Raw genomic sequence first — 11048 nt, forward strand, 5'->3', positions numbered from 1 at the left:
CGGGGAAATAAAAATTCAAACTTATGAACATGATTACATATTCAAATTTCGGAAAAAAATTAATGGCTTTAACATTACTGATTTTTACCTCAACAGCAATCCTCGCACAAGAAGAGGAAACAGATGAGACAAAACCCAAATTCACATTTGGCGGTTCGGTAGATGCCTATTTTAAGACAAATTTGAGCTCTTCCGATGCGGAAGCAGCCAGCCCAGGATCATCTTTTGCCGAATCAACAGGTTTCGCATTGGGTATGGCCAACATCATAGCAAGTTATGAAGGAGCAAAAACCGGAGCTGTAGCCGATTTGGCCTTTGGTCCTAGGGGATTGCAAGCTGTAGGCGGAGATGCCGGTATTTTTGTAAACCAACTCTATGCCTATTGGAATGTCTCAGAAGCGACAACACTGACCCTTGGCCGTTTCAACACCTATTTGGGTTATGAGGTTATTTCACCGACCGCAAATTTCAATTACAGCACATCATATTTATTTTCATACGGGCCATTCTCCCACGTGGGACTCAAGGCGGATTTTGCGCTATCGGATGACTTTAGTCTAATGTTGGCCGTAATGAACGTAACCGATGAAAATTTCAGTCAGTTTCAAGGTGTTCCAGGTGCATACTCCGTAGGGGCTCAATTAGGATACGCCGGTCAGTATTTGAATTTCTACTATGACGGAAATGCAAAACTAGGTTTCGAAATCGACTATACCGGTGGTTTTGACTTATCCGATTCGTTCTTCCTAGGCATCAACGCAGCGTATCAGGATAACGATGGGCTCGGATTCTACGGTGCTGCCTTGTACCCACAATACGCCGCTTCGGATTCTTTTACAATAGGACTAAGAGGTGAATACTTTCAGGAAATGGGCGCTTATAATGCCATAGGTTTTGGCGACACCGTAGAGGATGAAAGCGTACTTGCAGTTACGCTTACCGGGAGTTATTCCATAGAGAATTTTACGATCAAACCCGAAATAAGAATAGACAATGCCTCTGACGACCTTCCGTCTTTTCTAGACAACGACGGGGTAGCCTCAAAGAGTCTTTCTTCATTTTTAGTAGCTGCTATCTACGCCTTCTAAAATTATCGATCAACAGTTCATTTAAAACTCCCGTCAGTAATGTCGGGAGTTTTATTTTGGCATAAAAGCTTTCACACCTGCTTCAATCGCAAAATCCAGCGCATTTACGCTGGGCACTATTGGGCAACTGTATTTTTTATTGTACGCACAATAGGGATTATAGGCTTTGTTAAAATCGATTGTTATGGAATCGCCATTGGGAATTCTAAGATCTAAATAACGCCCTCCAGCATACGTGCTCTCGCCGTTGGTCAGGTCGGTAAAGGGAAGAAACAGATAATCTTCGTAGCCCTCGGTCAACATCAGTTCTTTATTTTGATAGATTTCGAGTTGTTGTTTTTCTCCGTTCAATGTAAAATGGGCGATACCGTACACCACCTCTCTAGACTTTCTGTCTGTGGTCGTAGGCATATCAAAAGGCAGGGCGTTCGGGGTTAGCTCAAGTCGAGCTTGCAGGACCAATGTGGTATCGGGTTCAAAAAAAGTGAGGGATTCGAAATCCTTGCGATACCGATCCGGTAAAGGTGATGTTTCGGGATTTTTAAATTCTTCGTTCAGCTCTTTTTGAAAATTTACAATATCACCTAGGGCATTGGTCTGCGGCATCCTGGCATCGGAACCGGCTTGATCATGGTACTTTTTTTCAGGCTTACAGGCCAAGGCCAAGAAAAGGATAAGTATAGTGCCGAAACGCATAGTATCTATTTTATTCCCAAAAATACGGATTTACGGCCTTTATAATTTCTTGGAATTCGATTGTACCTTTCCCTTTCGAAAAACTCATGCGAAATGAAAAAAATACTGACCGTAATTCTGATGAGCACGTTACTCTTCAGCTGTGCCGACCAAAAGACAACCAAGCCTAAAACGGCTAAGACCGAAAGAATACTGCCCGACCTCAAAGCCGATCGCTACAATGTTGCTTTTTTGATTATGGAGGGTACGTACAATACGGAATTTACTGCACCTTTTGACATTTTTCATCATACCCAGTACCGCAAGGGCATAAAAGCAATGAATACTTTTACCGTGGCCAACACCTTAGATCCGATCAGGACTTTTGAAGGAGTGCGAATTCTTCCCGATTTCGATTACACCAAAGATTCCCTACCACAAATCGATATCCTAGTCGTTCCTAGTGCGGAACATCACCTCGACACCGACCTGAAAGATACCGTCATGATCGATTTTGTCAAAAGAATAGACCAAGACGCCGAATTTGTAACAAGCCATTGCGACGGTGCCTTTGTATTGGCGAAAGCAGGATTATTGGATAAGGTCGCCTCAACGACCTTTCCTAGCGACATCGAAACCTATCGAAAGACATTTCCGCATTTGAATGTAAAGGACAGTGTGTTATTCGTGCATGATGGCAAGTACATAACTTCGGCCGGTGGCGCTAAAAGTTTTGAGGCGGCCTTATATCTTTGCGAATACTTGTACGGTGAGGAAATAGCGCGCTCTTTGGCCGGCGGCCTGGTTATTGATTGGAATTTGGAGGAAGTGCCCCATTTTATTTCTCAATAGGTTCGTAACGGGCATCTTTTAGGTATTTCTCGACGACTTTATTAAATTCCGGAGTGATGCGAAGTAGAGCGGTATGCTCGATATTATAGATTTTTTTGGTATCGGAATACCCATTTTTCAAAAGTTCTTCTAAGTAAAACAGTGCCGTTTCAAAATCTTCGATTAAAGCACTATTACTGATTACCTTCAAATAGTTTACTGAATTTTCTGGTTGTGTTATCGTCTTTAACATCCACAGAAAATTGACGGCTTCGATATCTACCTTCTTCTCCTGCACTAAAATATCAAGATTGTCCTCGATCAAGGCATTGATATATCCTTGAAGACGCTTGCCCATTTGTTGCTCGAAGATGCTACCATCTGTCTCGTATTCTTGAAGCTCCTCCATCTGGTACTTCCACCAACCAAGATTGTTATAGTTATAGGTTAAGATGTCATCCTCTAAATAATAGGCATAGTCCTCCCTTTTGAACGATTCATTGAAAAGTACGGTAGCTTGGTTGCGTTTTTGGGTACGGTACAACTTTGTTTTTCGAAGCAGCTTTGAACTCGTTTTCAAAGAATCCAAATCCATATGCGGTTGAAAGACCTCTACCATTTCCGTGATACGGTTTTGCGCCAAGAAAGGTTTTTGTTCGCCAAGAAACGTATTTACCTGCAACAAATTATTACTATATGCGCGCTGCACATAATCTTGCTCTTTTGCCACACGCCCTTTCGCAAGTGCCGATAGCGTAAATGTCTGCAGGGCCGTTTGCAGATATGCTGTTGTTGGCCATTCTGCGCCACCATCGAAAATATATAGTTGGTTTGGGAACTTGACCTTATTCAGGCGCTTCTCGTTTTCCAACATCTCTAGGTAATTGTAGTCCTGGTTTCCGACAATACCAACAAAATGAAACGGCTTTTTGGAATTGAGCACCTCGAAATTCGTTATGGGCCCTCCGAATGAGAGCACACCCGTAATCCCTTTTATAAACGTCGGTAAGACCGAAGCGAAGCGGCCTCCACCGGCGAAACCGGCAGCATATATCTGATTTTTATCTATTGGAAGCATAGAAACTACTTGGTTCATCATCCTACTCGAAACCAATACATTCTTCGTAATGGAAAGACTGTCGTTGACATTGTTGCTTCCGGCCAACAAATAGCCCTCGGTTTCCGCCGCCTGCAGTAGCATACTAATAGTTTGTTTGGCACGACCTTTCATATCGAATACAAAAACGATAGGCCATTCCTTCGACGTATCGAAAGTAGTAGGAAGGTAAAGAGCAAACGTTCCGGGAACGGAATCTTTAACGATAAGCGAGTCTATTAATTTGCCCTTGGTAAGGGTAAGTGTCTGAGCCGAGGCCACAAGTGTACCAAAAAGGGCAAAGACCAATAAAAATTTCTTCATAGCTAACAATGCATCAAAAACAACGCCAAAATGCGCTTGTCTTAAAAGTAAGTAATTTTCAAGGATTTCAATCCATCTGCTACTCTTGCCATCAAAATTTTTCTTGAAAACGTCTTTGGAGGAAAGTCATAATCGGTTCGAGCAAAGGCCAAGCGAATATTCGTGATGGTAGAAATAGAAGCAGTGAACCGATTTCAAGAGGCAATTTTATTCAAAACCAATTGGAAAAATCTATCTTTTTAGTGCAAAATGCCCTTTGAATTCCCGCGGTATCCCCTCTTCCAAATAGGATATCTTAAACCAATAGTCCGTTGATGGCAGCTGCCTTCCATTTTGCGTGCCGTTCCAACCAGGGCCTTCAACGAATTGGTACAATAACTTGCCGTAGCGGTCATAAACGGTAACTTCGGCATTTTCTATTTCAGACAAACCCGAAATCGTCCAAATATCATTGCTGCCATCATTATTCGGGGTAAAGAACTTTGGATATCCAATAATGAAAAAATCCCTTGACGTGATCCCACAACCGTTGCTATCCATCACATTGGCCACATGTGCACCCGGACCAATGCCGGAGAACCTATTGCTAGCGATGAAGGGGCCATCATCTACGCTGAACAAATAGTTATTTTCCCCTTCCGTCAAAACCGCGACAGTATTACTGTCGGAAAATAGTTCGGACACCACGTCTACCTCAAAACTTTCGGGTGGACGAGAAACAATTACCTCGGTACTTAGACTGAATTCACAACCGAAAGCGATATTGCCCAATACTACATGGTAAGTACCCGCCTCTCCGGCGACAAAGGAAGATTCCGTCGCATCGGGAATTTCGTTTGCGGGGGAAATGGAGTTTCGATACCAAACAAAGGTATATTCGTTATCGGCACCGCTAATGGTCAAGGTCGGCAGGGGTGCTAGGGCAGACCCGGCATCATCAAGGCAGAGCGCATATTGTGATTCGAGTGTAGGCAAGTTTGCTATCGTTTGAATGCCCAATTCGAAGCTTGTAATCTGGTTGCAGCTATTTCCCGACGAAATGCGCGCATAGATGAGCTCACTCGGTGTTGTGCCAGTGTAGGCAGAAGAATTCGTTATCTCGTTTTCAAAATTTTCGGCATCGGCCGAGTTATTGTAGTAATAAACACTGTAGGTGTCCCTATCTTGATTGCCCAACATCAAATCGGAATTGGGCGTAAAGTCAAAAACGTAAGTTCCATCGCCATCCAAATCGCAAACAATGAGGTCTATCGGTTCTTCAACTATTTCGGGCGTCTCGATAAATTCGACGACAATATCCCCAAAGGCAATACAATCTATCGAGAATACCACTTCTACCCGATATGCGCCCGTTTCGGTCACGTTTAGCGTTGGTTGGTCCTGCGCCGTGATCAGCGCTACATCATCACGGTACCAATTATAACCGATAGCGCCTTGGGCGGTGGCATCGAGTTCGAACATTTCTCCCAAACACAGCGGGTTCCCATCCGCAACAGTACGGTCTTCACCCAAAAAAACACCGGTAGAGAAGCTGCCCGCTTCCAAGAAAACGGCAGAGTCCAAGAAAGGGTCTCGATTGTCGGCTATTACCAATTTAATGGTGTAGGTTTCGTTCGGTATTACAAGCGACTCGGCCGTTAGGCTGACCGTTTGGCCATATTGTGATATGGCCGAGTTGTCGCCGTTGATACCGCCAAAATATTCAATATTCTCCTCTGTGCAGGAGCCTGGTATGCCAGGTCTAATCGAAGTGACGCTCACGGGTACATTTGTGTCTGGGAGTAAAGCCAAATTACGGGAAACTCCATCGGAGCCGGTAAGAATAAAGGCAAATGCGTCGGAATAGATGCATTGATAATTGTCACCGTCTTCGTCATTATATTCCTCCGAAGCGAACAGAAAATTAAAACTGAAGTTATTCGTCCTGGGGATGAAGTCGAATTGCAAAAAAGAGGCATTGAACAACTCTTGTATACCCGTTATTATCGTGAGGTCTGGATCACCGGTCCATTGCGAGGGTGTAGAGCTATTGGTACCAACATTCGGCCCTTCGGAGTCTTGGGCGTTTCCCGTTGAAAGCACGATACCTTCCCTAAAAGAAAAGTCGGAACCGTTCGCATTGAAATAACCAATACCATTAACACCTTGCGCAGTTCCTGTTCGCGATAAATAATTGGAAGTCTCGGCACAATTGCTATTGATCAACACATCCCTGATCAATTGCTCCGGGGTAAATAAGTCCGTATCCACCACAATTTGGGCTGTTGCCCATTGTGAACAAAGAAAAAATAGAATACCCCAAAATACCCTCATCTATTGAAACTAGTATGTTATAATAACATTGATACCCGTATATTATTTCTCGCAAACCTACTTTTAACGTTTTTCATGCCCCTATTATCCATATGCGATGTTCCTGCAACAATTTAGCGGTTCGCACCAGACTTTTTAATAGGCGCGTTACGTACGACATTCGATAGAATGATATGTGTTCTCGTCTCTCCGTATTGAATGAGCGTATCGATAAATTTTTCCAAATGAAATTGATCTTTTAAAACCACTTCCATAACAATGTTCTCATTTCCGGTGATGCGGTAGCAATTCACCACTTCTTCCAAGGTAGGCGCCAAAGCCAAAAATGGTTTTAATTTACCCATAAAAGCACGTAAGGTAATGATGGCTTTTAGTTGGTGGCCAGTAAGCGCATGGGAAACCGATGCCCGATACCCTTCCAATATGCCCATGTCCTCCATTTTCTTGACCCTTTCGGCCACAGCGGGCGGTGTAAGACCAACCTTTCTACCGATATTGGCAAAAGACTCCCTCGCGTTCTTTTGGAGGCAGTTTAAGATATTCCAGTTTAAGTCATCTATCTTAACATTCAAAACTAAACGATTTTTTTTCTTTAGAATAGAAAGCTAATTTACAAAATTGATATGTAATCAAAAGACAATTATTTCGATAAGGGCGTAATTTTATAAGACTATTGTTCGTATTCAAGAATTATGCCCCATAAAAATCTAAGAACGGTTCCCGTTTATGGTAAATCTTTGGAACTCTGCCAAATGAGCAGGGAGATAGCTTCGTATTTTTCCTTCAACAAAGACCTGATGAAGCTTTATCAATCGCAGGGCCTGCGGGATATTATCGCCGATGCCATACTTACCGATGCCATCTTGATTCCACAGCAAATTGCCCAGGCCGAACGTTCTAGCTGTCGTTCGGTGAAAATGCAAAGCGCCTCTTTTATCGGGATTATGATTCGCAACCTCAACTCTTATTGTACCGGACTTGAAAAGGACGGAATAAAAGAAACCGAATATGTAAACTTACTACGAAAAGAGGTAAAAAGCTTTAGAAAATATTTTAAGAAGTGGCGCTTATCGCTAATGGGTGACATCTAGATCGAACGCAAAAAACGAACTCACCTTCGCGCATTTAAAAAAAACTTATTTTTAAATCCCTCTCTGTTCTTTATTGATTTAATTTTGAATGGATAATTACATTCAAATTGAAAGCAACCATTCTCATTCATTGTCCCGATCAGGCCGGTATCATATTTGCCGTAACTAGATTCATACATTCCAAAGGCGGAAACATTATTTATCTCGACCAGCACGTTGACCAACAGGCCAACATATTCTTTATGCGCTTAGAAAGTAATTTTGAGCGTGACGACATCTCGATTTCGGATTTTAAAAATGAATTCAACACTTCGCTTGCAGAAAGGTATTTGATGAAATGGAGCTTTTACAAAGACGAATCGCGACCTCGTATGGCCATTTTTGTATCCAAATACAATCATTGTCTTTATGATTTGCTCAGCAGATACCACTCCGGTGAGCTTTTGGTACGGATACCCTTCATTATTAGTAATCACTTAGACTTGCAACCTATTGCCGAGCAGTTCGGTATTCCCTTTCATCATATTCCGATAACCAAAAACACGAAATCCGAAGCGGAAAACCAGCAGCTATCCTTACTTCGCGAGCACGAGGTCGATTTTGTGGTCTTGGCTCGTTACATGCAAATCGTTACGGAAAAGGTCATCGATCTTTACCAAAATAAGATCATCAACATACACCATTCGTTTTTGCCAGCATTCGCAGGTGCCAAGCCATACCATGCAGCCTTTTCAAGAGGGGTCAAGATCATAGGAGCGACGAGCCATTATGTAACCCAAGAACTCGATGCCGGTCCTATCATAGAACAGGATGTGACCGCGGTGTCGCATGCCCATTCCATCAAAGATTTCATTGCCAAAGGCCGTGATCTTGAAAAAATAGTATTGTCGCGTGCCGTAAAACTTCATGTACAACACAAAGTGATGGTGTATAACAATAAAACTGTAATTTTTTCCTGAAATACCCGTTTGAATCATAAACCAAGAATGCTGATATGAAAAAAACCGTACTCGTTCTTCTAGTGCTGTTTCAATTTTTAGGCTGTGGCGAACTACAACAGGTGGTCAATCAATTGCCTCAAGGTGAACAGGCACTCGGTAACGCACAAATTGCAAACGGACTCCGCGAAGCATTGGAGAAGGGCATTGACAAACAAGTAAGTAAACTGACCCAAACCGACGGCTTTTTCAAGAACGAGCTCGTTAAGATACTGTTGCCGGAAGAATTGCAAAAAGTAGATAATACCCTCAGAAAAATCGGTCTTGAAAATTTGGCGGATGAGGGCCTGAAAGTCCTCAACAGGGCTGCCGAAGATGCGGTGAGCGAGGCAACACCGATTTTTGTAAATGCCGTAAAGGGAATCAACTTCAACGATGCCAAAAATATCTTATTAGGGGCTGACAATGCGGCAACACAGTATCTGGATAATGCGACGCGGTCGGCGCTCTACGCCAAATTTAAACCTGTTATTCAAAGCTCTTTTGAAAAAGTTAAAGCCGATCAAATTTGGTCGAGCTTGATCAATAGGTACAATGCCATTCCGCTTACGGAAAATGTAAATCCAGACCTTACCGACTACGTTACAATAGAGGCCTTGGAAGGGGTGTTTACAATGATTGCCATAGAGGAAAAAGAGATTAGGAACAATGCAGCTTCGAGAACCTCTGATCTCCTGAGAAAGGTCTTTAAATTACAGGATTAATAAAAGTGTGTTTGGCAACAATAAGAGTAAAAAAGTACCGTTAAAATTCATAGAAAGAATGTTCAACCATGTTGAACCCTGCTTCAGAAAAAAAAGAATATTCGTTTCGAATTTATTTGAGTTAGTAATTTTTTGAGTTAGTTAGTCTAAAAAACCGGTGGGAGCACCGGTTTTTTTATTGCTGTCAACTTCTTCTTGATGTTCGCGATTCTTAGCCAACATCATACAGTAAGCTGTACGAATTTCTACTGCTTACACTCTGAGTACAAGGGTAAACTATTATCGGGACATACTACATTTAAGGTTTTTTTAGGGTTTTTTTTTCTAAAATTAACTAAATTAAACCAAGCTAATTCAGCGATCATCAATCATCAATCATCATAATGAGGCAGACCAGGATATTTTTATTATTGGTAGTCCTTTGCTTATCAGCGTGCTACGCTATCCCCCCGATAGACAAAGTAAGAGGTACTTTTCCCGAAATCGGTTATTTTTCAAATAATACAGATTTGGCGGACAGCGCCTCTATATTGTATCAAACCCAGAGATATGCCGAGGCACTCGTATTATTGGAAAAAGCTCTGCAAAAGCATAAAAAAAACCCCGCGCCCGTATTGAAGAAGATAGCCTTAAGTCATTCGGCCTTGGGACATACGGGTGAAGCAATACAGTACATCGAGGAATATTTACAAGTTGAATTCGACTCCAATATCTTAATGGATGAGGGATTCGATACTATTCGCACTACAGCGGAATTTATAGATATTCAAGAGAAGTACGCACCGCATTTTACTTTCTGGTCTTTCTTGTATCTCTACATAGCACTTATTGGTTTCTACACCGCAATTGTGCTTAATTTCAATAAAAGGATAGACGTTGTGGCTAGAATTCTGATCAGCGGCTTTATTCTTATCCACTCTTCTTTTATCCTCAATATTTTCTTCAACATCACCAATTACCAGTATGTTTATCCCCATTCGTATTTGATGTCCACGGCCTTCTCTTTTTTATACGGTCCGCTCCTATATTTTTATTTTAAAAGAATTACACAACGGTACGCATTCAGGAAAATAGACCTTTTGCACCTGATTCCAACTGTGCTTTTTCTCTTTTACATTGTGCCAATCTATACCATGTCGGCCGAAGAGAAATTGAATTTAATGCTCGGTCGTGCGGCTGAAGGACAAGTGGCCACAGATTCTGCGTACCTTTACCTTATCGTAGGGCTTAAGCTAGCGTCTTTATTGATTTATGGCTTTTTTAGTCGGAAGCTATACCTTAAAGCCAAACATGATAAGGTTCTTTCCAGAGCCAACAAATTATGGCAGAGGAATATCTATCTAATTCATATCTCATACGTCATTGTCTACGCCATTTATGGAGTAGTGATCAGTAATGAAATCGTCACGGGATTCCTTTACCATTCCCAAATCATATGCATGTCGGCTATGGTTTTGTTCCTAGGTCTTTCGGCCAACCTTCAACCCAGTGTTTTTAGTGGACTTTTATCCTTTGAGAACAGCTTGTTTTTCAAGTATGAAAAATCCGGATTGACCCAAAGTTTTTCAGAGGAATTAAAGCAAAACCTAATGAGGTTGTTCGACGTCGAAAAGATTTACAGGGAAAACGATATCAATTTACAGTCTTTAGCGGACCGACTGAATACCACACGCCATAATACCTCCCAAGTAATAAATGAACATTTTGATATGAATTTTCATGAGCTCATCAACAAGTACCGTATTCAAGAGGCCAAATATATGTTGGGTGCAGACGCCCAAAGGAATCTAAATATCATCGATATTGCCTATGAGGTAGGCTTTAACAATAAAGTAACGTTTAATAAAGCTTTTAAGAAGGACACCAAACTGACCCCTAGTGAATATCAGCGTGTCTCGGCAAGTGCCCTTGGGTAAAATCATGGTAAG

10 protein-coding genes are annotated in these 11048 nt (G+C 42.0%); 6 read left to right on the forward strand and 4 right to left on the reverse strand.

Going from position 1 to position 11048, the window contains the following annotated elements:
* Nucleotides 1-23 precede the first annotated feature (23 nt).
* Entirely contained in the window at nt 24-1088 is a 1065-nt protein-coding gene (locus FGM00_RS12240) for an outer membrane beta-barrel protein (RefSeq protein ID WP_138853184.1), read from the forward strand.
* Nucleotides 1089-1139: 51 nt separating this feature from the next.
* On the opposite strand, the gene FGM00_RS12245 is transcribed toward FGM00_RS12240, so the two are convergent.
* Nucleotides 1140-1784 (reverse strand): DUF1684 domain-containing protein, encoded by a 645-nt coding sequence (locus FGM00_RS12245; protein ID WP_138853185.1) that lies wholly within the window; start codon nt 1782-1784, stop codon nt 1140-1142.
* A 93-nt stretch (nt 1785-1877) separates the two neighbouring features.
* Between FGM00_RS12245 and FGM00_RS12250 the strand changes: the two genes are divergently transcribed.
* Complete coding sequence (locus FGM00_RS12250) at nt 1878-2615, forward strand: DJ-1/PfpI family protein (protein ID WP_138853186.1); 738 nt, start codon at nt 1878-1880, stop codon at nt 2613-2615.
* Here FGM00_RS12250 and FGM00_RS12255 read toward each other — a convergent pair.
* The 3 genes from FGM00_RS12255 to FGM00_RS12265 form a co-directional block, all read right to left on the reverse strand.
* Nucleotides 2602-4014 (reverse strand): alpha/beta hydrolase, encoded by a 1413-nt coding sequence (locus FGM00_RS12255; RefSeq protein ID WP_138853187.1) that lies wholly within the window; start codon nt 4012-4014, stop codon nt 2602-2604. The genes FGM00_RS12250 and FGM00_RS12255 overlap by 14 nt on opposite strands.
* Before the next feature lie 231 nt (nt 4015-4245).
* On the reverse strand, nt 4246-6264 hold the full coding sequence (locus FGM00_RS12260; RefSeq protein ID WP_175416222.1) for a T9SS type B sorting domain-containing protein: 2019 nt from the start codon (nt 6262-6264) through the stop codon (nt 4246-4248).
* Between the two features lie 176 nt (nt 6265-6440).
* Nucleotides 6441-6899 carry an Lrp/AsnC family transcriptional regulator gene (locus FGM00_RS12265; protein ID WP_138853189.1) on the reverse strand — a complete coding sequence of 153 codons (459 nt, stop codon included), beginning with the start codon at nt 6897-6899 and terminating at the stop codon, nt 6441-6443.
* Between the two features lie 120 nt (nt 6900-7019).
* Here FGM00_RS12265 and FGM00_RS12270 point away from each other — a divergent pair, with 120 nt between their 5' ends.
* The 4 genes from FGM00_RS12270 (at nt 7020) to FGM00_RS12285 (ending at nt 11036) form a co-directional block, all read left to right on the forward strand.
* A complete protein-coding gene (locus FGM00_RS12270; RefSeq protein ID WP_138853190.1) occupies nt 7020-7418 on the forward strand; it encodes a hypothetical protein in 399 nt (132 codons plus the stop codon).
* 107 nt (nt 7419-7525) lie between these two features.
* Nucleotides 7526-8377 carry a formyltetrahydrofolate deformylase gene (gene purU / locus FGM00_RS12275; RefSeq protein ID WP_138853191.1) on the forward strand — a complete coding sequence of 284 codons (852 nt, stop codon included), beginning with the start codon at nt 7526-7528 and terminating at the stop codon, nt 8375-8377.
* A gap of 35 nt (nt 8378-8412) precedes the next feature.
* Nucleotides 8413-9120: a DUF4197 domain-containing protein gene (locus FGM00_RS12280; RefSeq protein WP_138853192.1), complete on the forward strand. Its 708-nt coding sequence runs from the start codon at nt 8413-8415 to the stop codon at nt 9118-9120.
* Between the two features lie 383 nt (nt 9121-9503).
* Nucleotides 9504-11036, forward strand: a complete 1533-nt coding sequence (locus tag FGM00_RS12285) for an AraC family transcriptional regulator (RefSeq protein ID WP_138853193.1) — start codon at nt 9504-9506, stop codon at nt 11034-11036.
* Nucleotides 11037-11048 lie beyond the last annotated feature (12 nt).

The organism is Aggregatimonas sangjinii (assembly GCF_005943945.1).
GTDB lineage: Bacteria > Bacteroidota > Bacteroidia > Flavobacteriales > Flavobacteriaceae > Pelagihabitans > Pelagihabitans sangjinii.

Coding starts and splice junctions, on each gene's coding strand:
- FGM00_RS12245 (WP_138853185.1), bottom strand. CDS start 1,784: ATGCGTTTCGGCACTATACTTATCCTTTTCTTGGCCTTGGCCTGTAAG.
- FGM00_RS12285 (WP_138853193.1), top strand. CDS start 9,504: ATGAGGCAGACCAGGATATTTTTATTATTGGTAGTCCTTTGCTTATCA.
- FGM00_RS12240 (WP_138853184.1), top strand. CDS start 24: ATGAACATGATTACATATTCAAATTTCGGAAAAAAATTAATGGCTTTA.
- FGM00_RS12250 (WP_138853186.1), top strand. CDS start 1,878: ATGAAAAAAATACTGACCGTAATTCTGATGAGCACGTTACTCTTCAGC.
- FGM00_RS12280 (WP_138853192.1), top strand. CDS start 8,413: ATGAAAAAAACCGTACTCGTTCTTCTAGTGCTGTTTCAATTTTTAGGC.
- FGM00_RS12255 (WP_138853187.1), bottom strand. CDS start 4,014: ATGAAGAAATTTTTATTGGTCTTTGCCCTTTTTGGTACACTTGTGGCC.
- FGM00_RS12270 (WP_138853190.1), top strand. CDS start 7,020: ATGCCCCATAAAAATCTAAGAACGGTTCCCGTTTATGGTAAATCTTTG.